This is a genomic window from Neolewinella persica DSM 23188, from assembly GCF_000373105.1.
GTDB lineage: Bacteria > Bacteroidota > Bacteroidia > Chitinophagales > Saprospiraceae > Neolewinella > Neolewinella persica.
Genome location: NZ_KB890491.1, coordinates 75,030 through 94,984 on the forward strand (window position 1 = coordinate 75,030; position 19,955 = coordinate 94,984).

At 52.9% G+C, this 19,955-nt stretch carries 16 protein-coding genes; 1 reads left to right on the plus strand and 15 read right to left on the minus strand.

The genetic code is table 11. From position 1 onward, the window contains the following. Window positions 1-61: 61 nt before the first annotated feature. From B036_RS0126070 to B036_RS0126090, 5 genes are all read right to left on the minus strand, one after another. Window positions 62-646: a D-sedoheptulose-7-phosphate isomerase gene (locus B036_RS0126070; RefSeq protein ID WP_020571672.1), complete on the minus strand. Its 585-nt coding sequence runs from the start codon at window positions 644-646 to the stop codon at window positions 62-64. Continuing rightward, window positions 634-1,662, minus strand: coding sequence for a GHMP family kinase ATP-binding protein (locus B036_RS0126075; RefSeq protein WP_020571673.1), 1,029 nt, complete (start codon window positions 1,660-1,662; stop codon window positions 634-636). Before B036_RS0126075 ends, B036_RS0126070 begins: the two co-directional genes overlap by 13 nt. A gap of 91 nt (window positions 1,663-1,753) precedes the next feature. Beyond that, window positions 1,754-2,890, minus strand: coding sequence for a glycosyltransferase (locus tag B036_RS0126080; protein WP_020571674.1), 1,137 nt, complete (start codon window positions 2,888-2,890; stop codon window positions 1,754-1,756). 45 nt (window positions 2,891-2,935) lie between these two features. Then, on the minus strand, window positions 2,936-4,249 hold the full coding sequence (locus B036_RS0126085) for a UDP-glucose dehydrogenase family protein (RefSeq protein WP_020571675.1): 1,314 nt from the start codon (window positions 4,247-4,249) through the stop codon (window positions 2,936-2,938). Window positions 4,250-4,391: 142 nt separating this feature from the next. Beyond that, entirely contained in the window at window positions 4,392-5,306 is a 915-nt protein-coding gene (locus B036_RS0126090; RefSeq protein WP_020571676.1) for a sterol desaturase family protein, read from the minus strand. A gap of 443 nt (window positions 5,307-5,749) precedes the next feature. On the opposite strand from B036_RS0126090, the gene B036_RS0126095 reads away from it, so the two are divergent. Further along, entirely contained in the window at window positions 5,750-9,127 is a 3,378-nt protein-coding gene (locus B036_RS0126095; protein WP_020571677.1) for an amidohydrolase family protein, read from the plus strand. Window positions 9,128-9,198: 71 nt separating this feature from the next. On the opposite strand, the gene B036_RS0126100 is transcribed toward B036_RS0126095, so the two are convergent. The 10 genes from B036_RS0126100 to B036_RS0126155 form a co-directional block, all read right to left on the minus strand. Further along, the gene (locus B036_RS0126100; protein ID WP_020571678.1) at window positions 9,199-10,140 is read right to left on the minus strand and encodes a T9SS type A sorting domain-containing protein; all 942 of its coding nucleotides are present in this window, start codon (window positions 10,138-10,140) and stop codon (window positions 9,199-9,201) included. A gap of 277 nt (window positions 10,141-10,417) precedes the next feature. Continuing rightward, window positions 10,418-11,014, minus strand: a complete 597-nt coding sequence (locus tag B036_RS32705; protein ID WP_020571679.1) for an energy transducer TonB — start codon at window positions 11,012-11,014, stop codon at window positions 10,418-10,420. 143 nt (window positions 11,015-11,157) lie between these two features. Next, a complete protein-coding gene (locus B036_RS34370; protein WP_020571680.1) occupies window positions 11,158-12,138 on the minus strand; it encodes a TonB family protein in 981 nt (326 codons plus the stop codon). 63 nt (window positions 12,139-12,201) lie between these two features. After that, window positions 12,202-12,456: a type II toxin-antitoxin system VapC family toxin gene (locus B036_RS32715; RefSeq protein ID WP_319922332.1), complete on the minus strand. Its 255-nt coding sequence runs from the start codon at window positions 12,454-12,456 to the stop codon at window positions 12,202-12,204. An 83-nt stretch (window positions 12,457-12,539) separates the two neighbouring features. Next, window positions 12,540-13,691: a BamA/TamA family outer membrane protein gene (locus B036_RS0126120; RefSeq protein WP_020571682.1), complete on the minus strand. Its 1,152-nt coding sequence runs from the start codon at window positions 13,689-13,691 to the stop codon at window positions 12,540-12,542. 62 nt (window positions 13,692-13,753) lie between these two features. Further along, the gene (locus B036_RS0126125) at window positions 13,754-14,131 is read right to left on the minus strand and encodes a hypothetical protein (protein ID WP_157472470.1); all 378 of its coding nucleotides are present in this window, start codon (window positions 14,129-14,131) and stop codon (window positions 13,754-13,756) included. A 47-nt stretch (window positions 14,132-14,178) separates the two neighbouring features. Then, window positions 14,179-14,565 carry a hypothetical protein gene (locus B036_RS0126130; protein WP_020571684.1) on the minus strand — a complete coding sequence of 129 codons (387 nt, stop codon included), beginning with the start codon at window positions 14,563-14,565 and terminating at the stop codon, window positions 14,179-14,181. Between the two features lie 82 nt (window positions 14,566-14,647). Beyond that, complete coding sequence (locus B036_RS32720) at window positions 14,648-15,604, minus strand: TonB family protein (protein ID WP_083926338.1); 957 nt, start codon at window positions 15,602-15,604, stop codon at window positions 14,648-14,650. 222 nt (window positions 15,605-15,826) lie between these two features. After that, window positions 15,827-18,073 (minus strand): sodium-translocating pyrophosphatase, encoded by a 2,247-nt coding sequence (locus tag B036_RS0126145; protein WP_020571686.1) that lies wholly within the window; start codon window positions 18,071-18,073, stop codon window positions 15,827-15,829. A 712-nt stretch (window positions 18,074-18,785) separates the two neighbouring features. Continuing rightward, window positions 18,786-19,943, minus strand: coding sequence for a 5-(carboxyamino)imidazole ribonucleotide synthase (locus B036_RS0126155; RefSeq protein ID WP_020571688.1), 1,158 nt, complete (start codon window positions 19,941-19,943; stop codon window positions 18,786-18,788). Window positions 19,944-19,955 lie beyond the last annotated feature (12 nt).

Genomic DNA, 19,955 nt, shown 5'->3' on the forward strand with positions numbered 1-19,955 from the left:
GCGAAGCACTGCGAGCTGCACTTGCGGTAGCCACTCAGTAATTCACCAACTCAACGACTCACTAACGGGGGAAGATCCGCGCCTCCACGATTTCACAAACAGTGTGCCCCATCAACATATGACATTCCTGAATGCGTGGAGTGTCAGTATCGGGGATGGCAAGGAGAAGGTCGCAAATGGAGCCCATCTTACCGCCGGTTTTTCCGGTGAATCCTACTGTCTTCATCCCGTTGCGGTTGGCTTGCTCAATGGCCCGGACGACGTTGGTGGAGTTACCCGAAGTCGACAGAGCAATCAAAACGTCGTTTTTCTGGCCGATGGCGGTGATCCAACGCGCGTAGATTTCATCGTAGCTGTAATCATTCGCTACTGCTGTGATGTAAGAGGTGTTAACGTGGAGTGCCTCCGCAAACAGCGGGGGGCGGTCGTAGTAGTAGCGACCAGAAAGCTCGGCGGCCAGGTGCTGGGCGTCGGCGGCGGAGCCGCCATTTCCGCAAAAGAATACCTTGCCACCATTGCGGTAACATTCCACCACAACGTCAGAAATTTCACTGACTAAGGCAACTACGGTTTCGTCATCCAACAGGCGTTGTTTGAGGTTGATCGAGTTTTGAAGATTGTGGCGTACGGTCGCTAGCTGGTCCATGTATAGAGTCCTTTGGAGACAAAGGTATAAGGCTGGACGTGAACATTTATTGCATGGAGGGCTTCGATTACGTCATAGCGGGAATTTCCCGGGCAGAAGAAGATCATGTACCCGCCGCCGCCGGCGCCGGAAATCTTACCTCCAGAGGCCCCCGCCTGGACCGCCGTGTCGTAAATGGCATCGATAAACGGGCTCGATATACCTTTGGCTATCTGTCGCTTCTGGGCCCAACCATCGGCCAATATTTCACCTATTCGTTCGATTTCATTTTTTAGTAGTGCTTCTTTCATGGCATAAGCCTGGGCCTTCAATTTTTTGGTGGCCTCCAGGGCTGCTGGGTTTTCCTTTTTGATGTTCTGCTGTTGCTGCTCGATGATGTTGGCACTTTCCCGGGTGGTTTGGGTGTATAGCAGCAGCAAGTGGAAATTGAGGGCTTCTATAATGTCGTCACGTATACGCAGCGGATTAACGATTACTCTATTTTCGGCGTAAAATTCCATAAAGTTGACCCCGCCGAAAATCGCAGCGTACTGGTCCTGTTTACCTCCGGCCATACCCAGGTCTACACGTTCGATGTCGTAAGCCAGCTGGGCAATATCGTATTCTCCAAGGGGCAATTTTAACCAGGCGACGAAGGCGCCTAATACTGCCGTCAATAAAGTAGAACTTGTCCCTAAGCCCGATCCGGAACTTACGTCGATGGAGGTAACCAACTCGAAGCCACGGCCTTCTTTGAGGTAGTCTTTTACGATCCGGTTATAAACACCTTTCTGTAGCTTAAGTGGCCCATACTCCGGGTCCAGAAAATCACTAACGGGCAGTTCAAGGTGTTCTTCCCGGTCGATGGACCGGAGAATGATCTTACCATCATCCCGGGGTGTAAGGGCTGCATGCGCATATAAGCTCACCGTGGCGTTGAGGATGGCGCCGCCGTAGCGATCGGAAAACGGACTTACGTCTGTTCCGCCACCGGCGAGGCCGAGTCGAAGAGGAGCTTTACTGCGGTAGGTTGTCATGAGGACGAAGGTAAATAGTATTTTTTAGCCTTAGGACTAAAGGCATTATCCAATAGAGTAATCGTAAGCTCGCTCGTCAGACGAGGCCTTGCTACTCCAAAGCCTCCTCCCGCAGCGCCAGCAACCGCTCCACCATAGTCTCCCAACCATACTTCAGTTTTTCCTCCTCAATCGTAGCGGCCATAGCTTCCCGATCCGTATCCTCAAAAAATCGGAAGATGGCGTCGCTGATGGCAGTTGGGTCCGGAGAGACAACATAGCCCACCCGCCCGTCGGGGCACATTTCGGCCAGTCCGCCAACGTCGGTAACGATCATGGGCTTGCTGAAGTGGTAAGCGATTTGGGTCACTCCGCTCTGGGTGGCGGTTTTGTACGGCTGCACGACCAAGTCCGCAGCACTAAAAAAGGTGGCTACTTCGGAGTCCTGAATAAAGCGATCCACGAGTTTGATCTCGTCGCGCAGGCCGTGCTTGTCGATCAGGGTGTCGTAGGGCTTACGGTCGGCGTAAAACTCACCGGCAACGATCAGTTTGATGCCCGACTGTCGGAAGCGGGAATCGGCATAGGCTTCCAGCAAAAGGTCGAGTCCTTTGTAGTCACGGATGAGGCCGAAGAAGAGGAGGTGCTGCTCGTCGGGGTTCAGGCCGAGGTCTGCAAGGGCCTTCGTGCGCGGCACCGCCGCGCCGAAATTATCAAAAATAGGATGTGGGGAGTACACCCGCGGTTTGTCTCCGGCAAAAGCGGCGAGGTCTTTCAGTACGGCCTCGGACATGGCCACGAACCCATCTACCGGCTTACAGAAATATTTAGCAAAAACAGTGTCTCCTGGTCGGCTTTCGTGCGGGATGATGTTGTCGATGATTGACAGCACCGTCGTTTTGGGGTTTTGCTTTATCCGCCGCAGAATGGTCCCGAAACAAGGTCCCATAAAGGGGAGCCAGAACTTTATCAACACCAGATCGTAATCGGCATTTTTTATCCGGTTACCAACGCTCCACCAGTTCAGCGGATTCACCGAATTGACGCATTCTATGATGTTGATGTTTTGTGGAGCTGGCTCATCGGAGTACTGGGTCTCCCCGGGAAAGAGCAGGTTGGGATACTGCAGGGTAAAGGTGTACAGGTCGGCGGTGTGTCCCTGATTTTGTAGTTCAAGGACAAGCCGCTCGTTATAAGAGGCAAGGCCACCACGAAAAGGATGAGCGGTACCGATAAGGGCAATTTTCATTGGGGACGGATTGGGCAGTACAAAAAGCGGGGAAAGGCAGTCGGTTTACTTTACCGTCGACCGGCCGATGCTGTCGTAGTAAAACCCGGCTTCCACCATCCGGCGCAGATCGTACAGGTTACGACCGTCGAAGATGACGGACTGGTTAAGGGCTGTTTTCATGCGGTCGAAGTCGGGGGTGCGGAAGGCGGACCACTCGGTAACGATGGCCAGGGCGTCGGCACCGTCGAGCGCTTCGTACTGGTCGTCGCAAAAGGTTACTTTGTTGCCGTAAAGGGCTTCAACGTTGTTCATTGCTTCGGGGTCGTAGGCCCGCACGGTAGCACCAGCGGCCAGCAGCCGGTCAATGGTATAAAGCGCGGGAGCTTCCCGGATGTCGTCCGTATTTGGTTTGAACGCCAAGCCCCATAAGGCGATGGTTTTACCAGCGAGGTCATCACCGTAATACGCTTCTATCTTATCCGCAATGCGCAGTCGTTGGCGATCATTGACGGCCATAACGGCATTGAGGATCTGAAAGTCGTAATCGTTCTGGCCAGCGGTCCGGGCCAGTGCCTGGACATCTTTTGGGAAACAACTTCCCCCATAGCCGACACCCGGAAACAGAAAGCGTTTACCGATGCGACTATCACTGCCCATCCCCTTGCGCACTGCATCTACGTCCGCGCCCAGACCTTCACACAGGTTAGCAATTTCGTTCATGAAACTGATGCGCGTAGCGAGGTAAGAATTGGCGGCGTACTTAGTCATTTCGGCTGACCGGATGTCCATAAAAATGATCGGGTTGCCGGAACGAACGAAGGGCTCGTACAGACGGCGCATCACCTCTTCAGCTTTGGTGCTGTTGGTGCCAATCACGACCCGGTCGGGCTTCAGGAAATCGTCGACGGCAACGCCTTCCCGGAGAAATTCAGGGTTGGACACGACGTCGAACAGGTTTTCGTCGAGCTTGGCCGCCAGCCGGCTGTGGACCTGCTCGGCAGTGCCTACGGGAACGGTACTTTTATCGACCACTACGGTGTAGTGGTTAATCATGCCCGATAGGTCATCCGCAACACCAAGAATAAAACGAAGATCCGCGGAACCATCAGCACCGGGAGGAGTCGGTAAGGCGAGAAAGATGATCTCGGCGTGGTCAACGGCAGATTTTAGATCGGTAGTGAATTTGAGGCGGCCCTGCCGCCGGTTGCGTTCGAAAAGCACGTCGAGATCTGGTTCATAGATCGGTACTTCACCATTGCGCATTTTCTCTACTTTGGCAGCGTCGATGTCAACGCAAATAACGTCGTTGCCGGTTTCGGCAAAACAAGTTCCGGTGACCAGGCCAACATAGCCCGTTCCTACTACGGCAATTTTCATATTTGGTCAATTTGGGGGGGCAAAGATAGTCAAGTAGTCAAATAGTCGGCTACCGCAAGTGGGAGCTCACTATCGCTCGTGAAACTGAAAGTCAGGTAAAGCGCGGCAGCTTCACGAGCGGTAGCGAGCATTTGACACGGTACTACCTGACTACCTGACTATCTGACTCCCTTCCTCCACTTTCTTCCCGCAATTGCGCACTAGTCTTCCGGCTACCATCATGGCTCCACCCCGGAGGACCGAAAACGTAATTGAACCGGCTTCGCCAGTCTGGTGCCCGCCAAACATCCCGCCCGATGGCCGCCCATTCATGCGTAGCGATTCGTAACGGGTTAAAAGTATCGATATTGGTTACCAGGCCGTACGTCGGCCGATGTGTCTCCGGGGCGAAGGTGCCGAAAAGCCGATCCCAGATAATGAGGACTCCGCCGTGATTACGGTCCAGGTATTCTACGTCGCTGCCGTGGTGGACGCGGTGATGGCTCGGCGTGTTGAAAACGAACTCAATGGGTCGCCACATCTTGTTGATTGACTCGGTATGAATCCAAAACTGATAGATCAGGCTCACACTGCCGAAAATAGCGACCATGATGGGGTGGAAACCGACCAGCGGAAGCCAAAGGGCAAAGATGAACGCACCGGAAAGTTGCCCGGTCCAGGTTTGTCGCAGGGCAGTGGCCAGGTTATATTTCTGACTACTGTGATGTACTACGTGGCTTGCCCAAAAGTAGCGAACACTGTGGCTGGTTCGATGGAAAATGTAGTAGCTCAGGTCTTCAGCGAAAAAGCAGAGCACCCATACCCACCAGGCGGCACCCAAATCGAAAAGGCGGTATTGATAAAGGAAAAAGTAGATACCGATAATGACCACCTTAGTGAAGAGCCGAATAATGGCATTGCCGATGCCCATGCTTAGTGAGCTGATGGTATCTTTCGTTTCGTACCAATCCCGCTGTTCCCAAACTGCAACACCGATCTCGACCATCAGGAGAAGGATAAACGCCGGAATGGCATAGTGGATAGCTACGGGGTTGTCGGTAAAAATGAAGTCTGGCATGATCGAAAGATAAGGCACTGCAAAATTAGCGAATTTTCGCTGATTGCCTTTTGGTCAAGTTTTACCTACGTACCGATCAGGCAAAACCGGACGGGGAGGTGGTACGCTACGCGCGCATTCCTTCCTTTTAGGTGTATTGCGTTCGCGTAGCGAACGTGGCCATATTGAAAGCGTCCAGTAGGGGCGATCCCTTGCGGTCGCCCCACGGGTTGTATTGAAAGCGTCCAGTAGAGACAATCACTTGTGGTTGCCCCACGGTTCCTATTAAAAGCACCCAATAGAACGATCTCCAGTAGTCCCCCCACGGCCATATGTGCCCGCAAGAGTCGTTGTAGAATTTGGGCGAGGACGCAGGTGCAAAGTGCAGGTCAAAAGCAGGGTATTACCCCCAATCACAAAAACCGTAAATTTGGCAAGACCTTAACCATTACCACATACACAGCATGAGAACCTTTCTATTACTACTGGCGCTGAGCCTTTCCCTAAGTGGCTTTGCCCAATCTGATACTACCTCCGTCAAAACGGATTCTACTAAAGTAGATACCAAAAAAGGGTTACCCCTGGTGGCCGACCGGACCATTAAAATAAATACCGACAACGGTACCTGGCTTTCCCTGGATGTCAGCCCCGACGGCAAAACCATCGCCTTCGATATGTTGGGAGATCTTTACCTGCTGCCCATGGAAGGTGGCCAGGCAAAGCGCATCACCGAAGGGCTCTCCTTCGACTCCCACCCTAAATTCTCCCCCGATGGGAAGTCCCTCCTTTTTCTTTCTGACCGCAGCGGCGGCAACAACGCCTGGACCATGAATCTGGAAAAAGGGGACAGTACCCAGGTGACCAAGGGTGATAACTTCAATATGCAGTCGGCAGAGTGGACACCGGACGGGGAATATATTGTCGTAAGCAAAGGCACGAGGAACCTCAAACTACATATGTACCATAAAGATGGTGGCAGTGGCGCTCAGCTCATCAAAAAGCCTGAAAACCTCAAGACGGTGGAACCAACTTTCGGTCCGGACGAACGCTACATCTGGTTCGCTCAGCGTACGGGCGCCTGGCAGTACAACGCCAAATTTCCGCAGTACCAGATAGCTACCTACGATCGGGAAACAGGTAAAATAGCCGCCCAAACTTCCCGTTACGGCTCCGCCTTCACCCCTACACTTTCACCGGATGGAAAGTGGTTGGTCTTTGGCAGTCGTTGGAACGACGAAACGGGCCTGATGGCCCGTAACCTGGAGACCGGTGACGAGAAGTGGCTGGCCTACCCCGTTCAGCGCGACGAGCAAGAGTCCATCGCGCCACTGGGGGTTCTCCCAGCCATGTCATTTACGCCAGACAGCAAGCACCTGGTCGCCTCCTACGGCGGTAAGATTTATAAGCTACCCATCGCTGGCGGTGATGCCCTCAACATCCCCTTCCGCGTTGAGGAAGACCTGGTCGTCGGTCCGCGACTGAAGTTTGATTATCCCATCAGTGACGATCCGCTGATGACCGTCACACAAATCAGGGATGGTGTCGTTTCCCCTGACGGGAAACAGCTTGCCTTTACGGCCCTCAACCGCCTATACCTGATGGACCTGCCCCAGGGTACACCGCGCCGGTTGACCAGCGTAAACTACACTGAGGCAATGCCGGCCTGGAGCCCGGATGGTAAAGAAATCGCCTACGTCACCTGGAACGATACGGAGGGTGGGTACCTCCAGAAAATTTCTGCCGCCGGTGGCCAGCCGGTCCGGTTGACGACCCAGTCCGCCATCTACTCCGAACCCGCCTGGAATTCCGCCGGAGACCGCATCGTTTACGGTCGGGGAACGAAACAGGCTTACCAGGATGGTGACGGCCCTCAAACCTTTGGTACCCAGGACGAACTCCGTTGGATCTCCGCCAGCGGCGGAGCAGAGAACTTGATTGAAAAAGGGAAACGCCGGGGTACACCCCACTTCGTCAAAAACAAGAAGGACCGAATTTTCCTATATGGCTCCGAAGGCCTCGTCTCGATTCGTTGGGATGGCACGGACGAGAAATCCCTGATCAAGATTACCGGCATTACCACCTACGGCTCTATCCACGATATCGTCGACCACCACAGCCTGCCCGAAACTGCCTCGGAACCAACGAAAAAACCTTCCACGGCCAATGTGGTCTTAATGGCACCGGAGGGCAACCGGGCCATCGCTAAAATCAATAACGAGATTTATGCAGTGACCATTCCTTACCTGGGAGGAGAGACCTTTACGATCAACGTTGCCGACACCGACAAGGCCGCATTTCCCGCCCGTAAACTAACCAAAATGGGCGGTGAATTCCCACAGTGGAGTTCAGACGCAAAGAAAGTATACTGGTCATTAGGGAACGCTTTCTTTAGCTATGATCTCGCCGACGCTAAGGCTCGCGATGAAGAACTGGAGGCCATCAAAAAAGCGAAAGCAAAAGAGAAGAAAAAGGAAGGAGAAGAAAAGAAGGACGAGAAAGAGGAAGATAAAAAAGACGAGGAAAAGGCTTACGAAGCGGATGAGATTCGCATCAAAGTGGAAGTTGCCCGAGACATTCCTAAAGGCACCGTTTTGTTGAAGAACGCCCGCCTCATCACCATGAAAGGAAAGGAGATTTTCGAGCGAGGGGACGTTTTGATTAAGGATAACCGGATCGTGAGCGTCGGTAAAACAGGTTCCCTCAAAGGAACGAGCGGGGCCAAAGTGATGGACATGAGCGGTAAGACCATCACGCCGGGCTTTGTGGATACACACGCCCACATGTGGCCAGCCTGGGGCATACATAAAAACCAGGTTTGGGTCTACGCCGCTAACCTGGCCTACGGAGTTACCACTACCCGCGATCCGCAGACGGCGACAACCGATGTCCTGACCTATGCAGATATGGTCGATGCCGGCATGATCTACGGCCCGCGTGTTTATTCCACCGGCCCCGGGGTAGGTTACTGGGCTTACAACATCAAAAGCCTGGAGCAAGCCCGCGATGTCCTCAAACAGTATTCCGAGTACTACAACACTAAGACGATAAAGATGTACCTGACGGGAAACCGTCAGCACCGGCAGTGGATCATCATGGCCGCCAAGGAGCAAAAGCTGATGCCGACCACAGAAGGTGGACTGGATTTCAAGCTCAACGTCACCCAGATTCTCGACGGTTACCCTGGCCACGAACATGCCTTCCCGATCTACCCGCTCTATGAAGACTTTAAAACCTTCGTTGCGGAATCGAAGACGACCTACACGCCAACCCTGCTGGTCGCCTACGGCGGCCCCTGGGCGGAGAATTACTACTACGCTACGGAGGACGTCAATGGAGACCCGAAGCTGAATTTCTTCACGCCAAAATCGGAGCTGGACGCTAAGTCCCGCCGCCGAAACGACGGCTGGTTCATGGAAGAGGAGCATGTGTTTAAAGACCATGCCGTCTTCGTCAAAGACCTGGTCGAGGCCGGCGGCCTCGCCGGCGTGGGTTCCCACGGCCAACTACAAGGGTTAGGGTACCACTGGGAACTGTGGAGTGTGCAGTCTGGCGGACTTTCCACCCATGATGCACTCCGGGTCGCAACTATTCTGGGGGCAGAGTCCCTCGGGCTCAGCAATGACCTGGGTAGTATTGAGCCGGGCAAACTGGCCGATCTGGTCATAATGGATAAAAACCCACTGGACAATATCCGCAACTCCAATACGGTGAAAATGGTAATGAAGAACGGCCGCCTCTACGAGGCTGATAGCCTGGATGAGCTGTACCCGGAAGTTCGGAAAGCACCAGCTTTTGAATGGCAGCAGGCGGCTCCGACAGGGGTGCCGGGAATCAAAAAGTAAGTACTGAGCTTCAGGAGCTGATTGGAGGGGAGGCTAAACTCAGGATGTTTAGTCTCCCCTTAATACAGAGCTTAATTCCGTACTACCCGCATTACCTGCTCTCCAACCCGTAGGAAGTAGATTCCCGTTGGGACAGTTCTCAGGTTGAGGGAAATGTTGTTGGACCCAGCATTAAGCCGGCGGTTATCGGACAGTACCTCCCGGCCATCGGCCGTGAAAAGTGAAAGGCCAGCGGTACGCACCTCCTTGCTGTTCAGAACTACGTCCAACCGATCTCCTGCGGGATTTGGGAAAGCCTGGATAACGATACCATCAGTGCTCCGTTCCAGTAAAACGATGGGGCTAATGCCTTCGCTTCCGTCGTAATCCACACTCCGAAGCCGGTAATAGGCAGTGGATGGCGGAGTTTCGTCGTCGAGAGTGTAGCCTTGCTCTTCCGTCGAGAACATTGCACCCTGCGTTCGCGCCACTTCTTCCCAATTATTCCGACCACGATTACTACGCTCCAGGATGTGCCACTGTACATTCTCTTCTCTGGCCGTCGTCCAATACAGGCGGTTGTGTTTCGCCATAGCCTCACCGCTGAAGCCCGTCAGTTCTACGGGCATCGACCCATCACAGCTTTCCCAAACAAAAGAAATCGTTTCAGGCTGGCCATTCAATACGGTATAGGTACGTTTTATGCCACCGTCACCACTATTCACACAAGCCTGACCAGCAAGTGGATCGAGGTTTTCAGGTCCTCCTGCGCCACCAGCTGCGGCGTAGAAGAAATTGAACCGTACTTCACCAGCACCAAGGCTGAATGTTCCACAAAAGATGTTATCACCCTCGGGGTCGGAGAGGGGAGTACCTCCGGAATTGAAGCCGTTGAAGTCAAAGGCAATCGCTTGTGCAGCGAAGTCGGTACTGCCCGCCACACTTGTCATATCAACGCAAAAAGTGATGTTTGTTTGAGCACGTAGGGCCAACGTGGAGAGCAGGAAGGCAAATAAGAGTAAGAAGCGGTTCATTCCAGTATTCTTTTAAACAGCTTAAAGGCAAGCTTGGCTCAAGCTAAGAATTATTCAGATAAATTAACCAAGTGTTGTAATATGTTCACCACAACAGGAGCAGCTTTACACCTTTGGAGCTCCTGACGATATTAACGGCTACCGTAGATACGGAGCGTGACTTAGTGAGCGGAATTTATGCTAAAACACTCAGGCGCGGCCGCAGGGGGCAAAGAAAGGTGATAGAAGCAGGCAAAGTACCAGTTATCCTTTAAAAGTAAAGACCTGAAAAATAGTGCTACTCCAACGTAAACTTTACCGGCAAATTAAACCGTACGGCAACGGGCTTGCCTTTGTGCAGGCCCGGCTCCCAGCGTAGGTTATCCTTACGCATTTTGCGGACGGTTTTGGCGGCGGCTTCGCCTAGTCCGCTGCCGGGATCGCGGACCACTTCAATATTTGTGATTACGCCATGGGGTTCCACTATGAAACTGACCACGGCCATTCCGGAAACGTTCCGATCGCGGGCGCGCTTGGGGTAACGGACGTTTTTGTAGATGTACTCCAGCATCGCTCGGTCAGCGCACTGTTTGCGCTTTTTGTAGTCGTTCTGGTCGCCGCAATTGCGGCCGGGGAAGATGGGCATTTGATCGACCACCTTGTGTACCTTGCGGCTTTCCGTGGACGGGGGGGCATCAGTGGCACTCAGCGCCTGCAGGCGCTCTTCCAGGGCTTTAATTTTTGCCGCTTCGTGGTGGTCGTGCGCGTAGTGGCGGTGCTTGTGCTCTTGGTGATCATTCGTATTGAAGGCTAAAAACAGCCCGCCGACAAAGGCGGGAATGAACAGGCCAAGGAGAATACTCAGGCGGAGATAGGGGCTGCGGGAGGGGAACATTGGGATTTGGGTTTTATTGACGGATGCAGGCTGTAGAGATTATGGTGGGCTAGCTTGGCTTTTTTTACTTCACGCCATCTTGGCGCGGACGCAGGAGCAAAGCAATTCGTTAGGGAGCAAACCATAAGCAGGTTCTGCGCTTCTCACTCCAGTTTAAACTTAACCGGTAAGTTAAACTGTACTCTTTGCCGCCGACCATTAGTGGGCGGATGATTCCATTTAAGCCCTTTCTCATTCATCAGATTAACAACCCGAAGTGCCTCTTCTCCGGTACCTGCCCCCGGATCACGAATGATTTTCGGATCATTAACCGAGCCGTCTTTTTCAATGATGAAACTAATGACTGCTGTTCCTACAAAACTTGATTGAAGAATTACAGGTGGGTACTTTAAGTTCCCGTAAACAAACTCCAACAGCTTTTTATCGGAGCAGGCTTTTCGCTCCGTATAGCTTCCCAGGTCTTCGCAGCCGGGGAATAGTGGCATACGTGAATTTGGGAGAGAACAGACTACTTCATTGCTTGCAGGAGGTGGTGCTGGTGGAGGAGGAGGAGGTGCCACCTTAGTCCCACCATCCAGCTTGAATTTCACCGGTAGGTTAAACTGCACCCGAACCACCTTACCGCCCTGTCTACCAGGAATCCAATGGATTTTTTGTTGGTTCATCAGCTTCACCACCCGCAATGCCTCTGCGCCGGTACCTGCTCCCGGATCTCGCACCACTTTTGCTTCGGTTATTGTACCATCTTTTTCCACTACGAAGCTGACAACTGCCATCCCCTGTACACTGTCCCGCCACGCCTCGTAAGGATACTGGCGGTTTTTTTGAATAAAGGCCATCAATGAACTATCCGCGCACACTTTTTTATGATAATATCCTTTCTGGTCGTTACAACCGGAAAATAGCGGCATTTCTTCTCGTACGTGGACGAGTTCTTCTACTATTGGTGACGCTGATGCTTTTACTTCAGGAGCGTCGGCGCTAAGGCCGTCTTTAAAACTAAAACTGCAATAGGGAACGTCATGTCTTTCCTTGCTTACATTTCCTCCTAATAGGAAAAGCCCTGTCAGCGTAGTAACCAAGGTAAAGAAAAGGCTCAGTTTTAAGTAATTGGAGAAGGACATTTCGGGCCACGCTTTGCACTTATGATGCAATGATGTTCCCCCGTGGTGGATGCATCTGACAATTTATTTTTTATGTGGGTTCTTTACTTCCAGACCTTCTATGTCCTTGAAATCCTTTGTGTTGCGGGAGATGATGACCAAATTGTGGACAAGAGCCGTTGCCGCAATTATGGCGTCGGGCAGTTTTATCTTCTGCTGCTTGTGAACCCAAATTGATTTCTCAGCAATTTCGTCAGATAACGGAAGAGCGGTTACCGATGTAACAAAATCAGAAAGAGCATCCATCTTGTGTAGGCGCGTTAAACTCAAGCAATTCAATACGGTTAATAATTGATCAGTAGACGTCTTCTGTTATGAGTACATTTTCAACCCATTCTTCCCCTGCACTCTGCGTCCGCGCCCTAAAAAGCCTCCCCCAGCCCCAAATAAAACCCACTACCATTACTCTTCCCAAGCCCCAGTGCATAATCCACCCGCAGATTGATGTTTTCCTTTGGTATGATGGTGACGCGCAGGCCGGTGCCGAGTGTGTAGCGCAACTCCGGCAAGGCCAGCGCGGCTACTTCGGAAGCCACTTGCCCGGCACCACCATAAAAGACAAACCCTACGCTCTGCCAGGTTTGCCAACGGTACTCCGCTTGCACGAAGACCGCCAGTCGCTCCCGGAACCGGAATTCCTGAAAACCCCGCAGGAGGTCCGGCCCGCCCAGCGAGCTCAGTTCCTGAATGGGGGCGTCGCCAGCGGCGTAGCGGCCGAAAAGCTGAAAACCCAACACGGCCCTGGGGCTTAACCTCCGGTAACCACGTAAATCCAGTTTGCTGAGTTGGAAAACACTGGTTCCCCCTAAGGCCGTACCGTAAAAACCCTGGGTGAACTCTGCCAGGATTCCTTTCTGCGCGTTGAGTACGTTGTCCCGGTTGTCGTAGGAGGCAGCGAATTCGAGGCCTACATTTTTGCTGCCCAGGCTATCTTGCAAATCCGTGCCTGCGGGCAGGGCTTCCGTTTCTTCCACCAGGAAGTTATTGTAGTAAGTGTTGTACCGAAAGCCGCCGCCGGTAAACAGTTTTGGGGCTACTTGCCGCAGTAGTAAAGGCTCGATCAGTAACCGCTGATAGGTGATGGCACTCTGGTCGGCCTCCGTCGTTCCATTGCCAACGCCGAAATAATTCTGGGGGAAATCGGTGTAGTCCAGGTTGCCCCGTAACAGCCAGCGTTCTTCCGGAAAGAAGATGGTATAACCAGAGGTAAAGAAAACCTGATTCTTTAACGTATAACTGATGCCAATCGGGATGTTGGAGGTCCGGGTATCTGCCCCGGCATTCCTGGTTTTAAACAACAGGTTTGCGCCAAAACCAAAACCCAAACTGGTATTGGGCTCGTAGTACGCGATGGGTGCCAGGACGATTCTGGTCTGGAAGCCGGTGGAGTCCGCTGGTGGCTTCCCCAGGTTGAATTCCATTAAGTCGGTTACCTTATCAATGAGGCCCTGCGCCTGCGAAACCTGAAAGCTTAGTAGAAGGCTTAGAAAAATTAGAACGATTCGCCTGCGCATAGAGGGGTTTTTGCGGGTTGCTAGACCAGACAGAAATAAAGAGTGTCGGCAAGATCGGTTAATTACCAGGCATCAAAGCACGCGAGTATTGAAACCACCCAAATAGTCGTCCATAGGCCGGTTCGCCACCAATTTAAGGCAACTAATTTCGTGGATAGCGGGAGATGGTCTTCTGCCTGATCAAGGGCGCCGTGCAACGGCACGGCTCGAAAAAAGGTTGTACCCCAGACGGCCAGCGTAAGGACAAGGTTCAAGACAATATCCCAGCTCGGATGGGCCAACGTTAACCAGCAGTATAAACCTAACTGCCCTAACATGACGGGCAGCACCACGTAGGTCACCCGCTGGGTGTACACCGTATGCCATCTCCGGAACACCCGATTAGGGAAGTACAGAAAGGCAGGGTAGATCACCAACTGTACGAGCCAGACAAGGATCATGGCGGCAGTGTCAAGAACCAGCCGCGGCGCGAGCAAAATTTGGAAATCTAGGAGGTCAGTCTCCATCGGTAAACTTTATGTACCCGCCACAGGATAAGTCCAAAGGGAATCCACCAAATAAAATCGTTAGTGATCAAGGTGTAGAAAAAGCCGAAAGGAACCAGACCGGTAGCGTAATTCATCAGAAATCCCGCTGGGCCGAACAGTTTACCCAGACCACCAACCGCAACGATGGGCCAGTGCCGCATTGGGTCATAACTCGCCCACCAATACCCCAGGCCGTAAACACCGATGACCATCCCCATACCCTGCCATATCATTGGGTGACGCATGGGTTCCATCCCCACCAGTTCCCAGAAGTGCTGGGGAAAGAGGACGACCCAGGCGCCCCACAGTAGGTTGTAGATGGCGGCGAGCTTTAGGGTGATTCCCATCCATGATGGGGTCGTAGATTGAGGCATAGATAAATTGTTACCCTCCTAAAAGAAGACTATGCCATTTTGGTTTAGTAAATCATTAAGTACAGCCAATATGAAACCTGACCGGGATATTAAAGCGCACCCGTTTGGTCCTGCCGCCACTTTTACCCGGATTGAATTTGATACCTTTCGAGCTCATCAGGTTGATGACACGTTCTACTTCTGCCCCTAAGCCAAAGCCTATGTCCCGAACCGTTTTCACATTGCTAATACTACCGTTTTTTTCTACGATGAAAGTTACTACAACCATTCCGTGAACTTGCTCCTCTGGTGGGGTTTTCGGGGTTGTGATGTTTCTGTAAGTGAATTCCAGCATCTTCTTATCGGCACAGGTCTTCTTTTCGGCGTAGCTAGGGAGGTCTTCGCAGCCAGGGAAAAGTGGAGCCTCTTCGACCGCTGTAGCTAGTACAACGGACTCGGAGTCTTCAACCATGGGAGGTGGCGGTGGTGGCGGTGGGACAAGTAGTTCTCCTCGGCTCATTTCTTTTACAAAAGCCAATTCAGGGCGGTAAGAAAGCGGTCGTTCTTCCTCTAGTTTAAACTCGACGGAAAGTTGAAACAATGCTCGCATTGGCAGCCCTGCGGATGGGCCCGGGTTCCACTTGTAACCTTTCTTCCTCATCAAATGGATCAATCTAAGCCCTTCTTCTCCGAAGCTGATTGGAGTTGGCGATACAACTTGAGCATACTGTACGGTACCGTCTCTCTCCACAATAAATTGAACGAGAACATCTCCTTTTTCCTGGTTACGTCGTGCCTTTTCTGGATATTCCAGATTGCCATAAATGAAGGCTAGCAGCTTTCCATCCGCACATTTCCGTTGCTCATTACGATCTCCAAGGTGCTCGCACCCCGGAAAGGTTGGAATGTTTTTTACGACGGCAAAAATTTCTTGAACCTTAGGTAGTGGCGGGGGATTAACCTGCCCTGGTAAACTCCCCCCAGACAAGCAGACCGCCAAAATAGCCGAATACATAAAACAATGACGACGCATGTCAAAGATTTAAAGAGTAGATGCTACTACCCCTTCCGATTGGCGGCTGGCCTTCCTACTATTATTCAATCCGAGCTTTGGTTGACAGGGCTTCAGCTAGGCCAGGGGGTCTCTGCTCCTCCAAACGTCCTTTGCACCTGCGGCCCCGCCCCAAAAAAACAAGTGGCTGCCACACCAACGTGCGGCAGCCACTCATTAACTTAGTTATTCACTAACTCAGTCTTACACCAGGAACGGCGCAATAACCAATGACACAACGGCCATCAGCTTCAGCAGGATGTTCAGCGAGGGACCAGAAGTATCCTTAAACGGATCACCTACGGTGTCACCAACAACGGCAGCTTTGTGCGGCTCAGACCCTTTGTGGTAGATGGTGCCCTGAACAGACGCACCTTCTTCGAACATCTTCTTGGCGTTGTCCCATGCGCCACCGGCGTTGGACTGGAAGATGGCCATCATCACACCAGCAGAAGTTACACCGGCGAGGAGACCACCGAGCATCTGTGCACCCATAGAAGGATCAGCACCGAAGAGTTGTGGCGCGAAACCAACAACTACTGGGGCAAGTACGGCGATCAGACCGGGCATTACCATTTCGCGAATGGAAGCTTTGGTTGAAATCTCTACACACTTCTCGTAGTCGGCTTTGCCGTCAGCAGCGTTGAAGGTAGCGAGGTCAGCAGCGTTGAACTTAGAGGTGTCGTGACCAGCACGGCGCATTACTTCAAGCGCAGCTTTCAGCTCAGGAATCTCATTGAACTGGCGGCGAACTTCCTGGATCATATCGTTCGCAGCGCGACCAACAGCCTCCATGGAGAAGGCAGAGAAGAGGAAGGGAAGCATAGCACCCAGGAAGAGGCCAGCCATTACGAAGGGGTTGGCAACGTCGATGCTCGTGATCTGCGCCGTCTGCATAAAGGCAGCGAAGAGAACGAGTGCAGTCAGTGCAGCAGAACCGATGGCGAAACCCTTACCGATGGCGGCAGTAGTGTTACCAACGGCGTCAAGCTTGTCCGTACGCTCGCGTACTTCCTTAGGCAGACCAGCCATTTCGGCGATACCACCGGCATTGTCACAAATAGGACCGTAAGCGTCGATAGCCAACTGGATACCCGTGTTAGCCAACATGCCAACGGCAGCGATGCCGATACCGTAAAGGCCGGCGAAGTAGTAAGAACCGATGATGGCCGTACAGAGAATCACGATAGGGATGGCGGTAGAGCGCATACCGACGGCGAGGCCGGCGATGAGGTTGGTGGCAGCACCAGTCAGCGACTGGTCAACAATACCCTGTACTGGCTTAGTGCCCGTACCAGTGTAGAATTCGGTGATGTAACCAATACCAAGACCGGCAACGAGGCCAAGAAGGATGGCATAGAAGACACCCATGTTGGTGTAGACCGTCTCGACACCGTTACTGTTTACGGCCGACCAAGTGTCGGGCATCAGTGTGGTTACGGCAAAGAACGTAGCGACCAACATAATAACGGCAGCGATCAGCTCGCCGAGGTTGAGGGCTTTCTGGGGATCACCACCTTCCTTCACGCGGACGAAGAACGTACCTATGATGGAAGCAAGAATGCCGATACCGGCTACCACGAGGGGAAGCAATACGCCGTTGAGGCCATTGAGGTCCGTTTCGTAAAAAGAGGGCATCGTCATGAACGCTGCACCGATTACCATGGTACCAATAATAGAACCAACGTAAGACTCGAAAAGGTCAGCACCCATACCGGCTACGTCACCAACGTTGTCACCAACGTTGTCGGCGATCGTCGCGGGGTTGAGGGGGTGATCTTCGGGGATGCCGGCTTCGACCTTACCTACGAGGTCAGCGCCAACGTCGGCTGCCTTGGTGTAGATGCCGCCGCCAACACGGGCGAACAGGGCGATGGAAGAGGCACCAAAGGAGAAACCAGTGATGACGGTAATAACCTTAAGCATAGCACCTTTAGCGGCAATAGCTGAAGTAGCGTCGGTGATCATGATGTCGGCAGCAAACTGTCCTTTGAAGAGCAGGAAGAGGGAGCCGAGGCCCAAAAGGCCAAGACCGACAACACCAAGGCCCATAACGGCACCACCATCAAAGGCAACGCCGAGGGCTTTTCCGAGGCTGGTACGAGCAGCCTGGGTAGTACGAATGTTGGCTTTTGTGGCTACGTTCATACCGATGAAACCAGCCAGCGCAGAACAGATGGCACCGAGCACAAATGCCACAGCGATCATCATGCTGGAGGTAGCGGGATCTGCAGTAACGGCCAGAATAACAGCGACGACGGCCACGAAAATAGCGAGTACTTTGTACTCGGCCTTGAGGAAGGCCATTGCGCCATCAGCAATGTTCTTGCCGATGCGTTGCATCAGTTCGTTGCCGGGATCCAACTTGGATACGCCGGCGGATTTGATGAACATGAAAACCAAGGCGAGAATACCCAACGCAGGGATCGCCAATAGAATAGTTGAAACCATAATGTGGAAAGAGATTTACTTGTTTAAGAAGATTGTTAGTCTTCGAAGTACAAGCGATCTAGATGGCCGCAGGGATGTCTGTTAAACAATAATGAGTGCTTGATCCCGTACGCTTCAAAAGGTCGTTGACCCGAAATATTGCGCAAAAGTAACGTTTATTGGGGTTTTGATCAAATAGTGGAGGTTTTTGGTCAATACTAAAGGTGTTTTTTGGGGCGCGGCCGCAGGTGCAAAAGCCCCTGTACACGGCTTCCGCCGTGGTCCCCAAAGGGAAGGTATGGAGGAGCAGGGTGTCATTAACGAATACGAGGGGCTGCGCTTGATCCTGCGGATCGGCGCTGATCCCTCGCTACGAGAGATGGCCCTCCGGGCTACGGTATACACACATCTTTACATGGCCCCTCGCAGTTCGATTTTACGCCTCCGAGGAACTTTTGGCCGACTACGTCAGACCAAAAGATGCCTAGGAGGAGAAAATCACTACGTTTTTGTCTTGACCAGAGGCGTTTTCTCCTCCGAGGCGTCGAGCTGGCGCAGCCGCGAGCTCCTCGGAGGTGTAAAACGACGGTCGGGATCACTAATGTAAACTTGTGTATATCCCGTAGCCCTCCGGGCCTGCCCCGGAGGTAATGTTGTTGTTCAGGTACTCCACCGGCGAGCAAGCGCAGTGAGCGGTACCTGCGGTAGCCACTCACTCCTTCTCCATCCCCATTCACTCCGTTGTTACAATCCGCACCGCCACCTTAGCCTGCTTTGCTCGCTCCCGGGCCATAGCGACCGTATCGCCCAGGGCCGTGACGTGGCCCATCTTACGGAAAGGGCGGGTCTCCGCTTTGCCGTAGAGGTGGGGGTACACTTCGGGGATCGCCAGCAGATTTGCCCAACCATCGTATACTGCGGGACCGGTGTGTCCCTCGGCCCCCAGGAGGTTGATCATCGCCCCGGGGCGAAGGAGGTCCGTAGGCCCCAGGGGTAGGTCCATGATCGCCCGCAGGTGTTGCTCATACTGACTGGTCATACACGCCTCTATGGTGTGGTGGCCGGAATTGTGAGGACGGGGAGCCACTTCGTTGACGAGAATCTCACCTGCCTTAGTAAGGAACAGCTCGACGGCCAGCAGGCCGACGATGTCCATTTTTTGAGCAACGGCGCGCGCCAGCGCGGCTGCAGCTGCGTCAGTATCTGAGTCTATGGCGGCTGGGCAGATCAGGAATTCGACGAGGTTGGCAGTAGGATGAAATTCCATCTCGACGGTGGGGAATACCCGAAGTTCGCCCGAAGGGTTTCGGGTAACAATGACGGCCAACTCCTTATCGATGTCGACCAGGGCTTCGACCACACAGGGAACATCCAGTATTTTTTCTTTCAGGTCCGCCGTATTACGGATTACCGCCACGCCCTGGCCATCATAGCCGCCAGTACGTGCCTTTTGTACGAAGGGCAGAGATACTTCGCCAGCTTCCAATGCTTCCAGAACTTCCTTTGCACCTGCGTACAGCGCAAAAGAAGACGTTGCTATGTCATGGTCAGCATAAAATTGTTTCTGCAAACCCTTGTCTTTGATCAGGTCAATCTTGTCGGGTTGCGGATATACTTTAATGCCCTCGGCCACCAACTGGTGCAGCGCCGCCGTATCGATGTGCTCGATCTCGATGGTAACGATGTCCATCTTGCGACCGAATTCCAGCACGTCGGCCTTGTTCCGAAAGTTACCCCGGTGAAACACCGTCGCGTAATTAGCGGCTGGGAAACTGTGGTTTTGATCGAGCACGTGGATGGGCAGGTGCCAGGGAGCACCGGCCTGACACAGCATTTTGCCTAGTTGGCCGCCGCCTAGGATACCAATGCGTGGGGAGGAAGATTTTGACATGGTGCGAAGTTA

Excerpts from the sequence above, each read along its gene's own strand:
- B036_RS0126120 (WP_020571682.1), bottom strand. The coding sequence starts at position 13,691 with ATGCGCAGGCGAATCGTTCTAATTTTTCTAAGCCTTCTACTAAGCTTT.
- B036_RS32705 (WP_020571679.1), bottom strand. The coding sequence starts at position 11,014 with ATGTTCCCCTCCCGCAGCCCCTATCTCCGCCTGAGTATTCTCCTTGGC.
- B036_RS0126070 (WP_020571672.1), bottom strand. The coding sequence starts at position 646 with ATGGACCAGCTAGCGACCGTACGCCACAATCTTCAAAACTCGATCAAC.
- B036_RS0126125 (WP_157472470.1), bottom strand. The coding sequence starts at position 14,131 with ATGATCCTTGTCTGGCTCGTACAGTTGGTGATCTACCCTGCCTTTCTG.
- B036_RS0126080 (WP_020571674.1), bottom strand. The coding sequence starts at position 2,890 with ATGAAAATTGCCCTTATCGGTACCGCTCATCCTTTTCGTGGTGGCCTT.
- B036_RS0126095 (WP_020571677.1), top strand. The coding sequence starts at position 5,750 with ATGAGAACCTTTCTATTACTACTGGCGCTGAGCCTTTCCCTAAGTGGC.
- B036_RS0126145 (WP_020571686.1), bottom strand. The coding sequence starts at position 18,073 with ATGGTTTCAACTATTCTATTGGCGATCCCTGCGTTGGGTATTCTCGCC.
- B036_RS0126100 (WP_020571678.1), bottom strand. The coding sequence starts at position 10,140 with ATGAACCGCTTCTTACTCTTATTTGCCTTCCTGCTCTCCACGTTGGCC.
- B036_RS0126075 (WP_020571673.1), bottom strand. The coding sequence starts at position 1,662 with ATGACAACCTACCGCAGTAAAGCTCCTCTTCGACTCGGCCTCGCCGGT.
- B036_RS0126155 (WP_020571688.1), bottom strand. The coding sequence starts at position 19,943 with ATGTCAAAATCTTCCTCCCCACGCATTGGTATCCTAGGCGGCGGCCAA.
- B036_RS34370 (WP_020571680.1), bottom strand. The coding sequence starts at position 12,138 with ATGTCCTTCTCCAATTACTTAAAACTGAGCCTTTTCTTTACCTTGGTT.
- B036_RS0126130 (WP_020571684.1), bottom strand. The coding sequence starts at position 14,565 with ATGGGAATCACCCTAAAGCTCGCCGCCATCTACAACCTACTGTGGGGC.
- B036_RS0126085 (WP_020571675.1), bottom strand. The coding sequence starts at position 4,249 with ATGAAAATTGCCGTAGTAGGAACGGGCTATGTTGGCCTGGTCACCGGA.
- B036_RS0126090 (WP_020571676.1), bottom strand. The coding sequence starts at position 5,306 with ATGCCAGACTTCATTTTTACCGACAACCCCGTAGCTATCCACTATGCC.
- B036_RS32720 (WP_083926338.1), bottom strand. The coding sequence starts at position 15,604 with ATGCGTCGTCATTGTTTTATGTATTCGGCTATTTTGGCGGTCTGCTTG.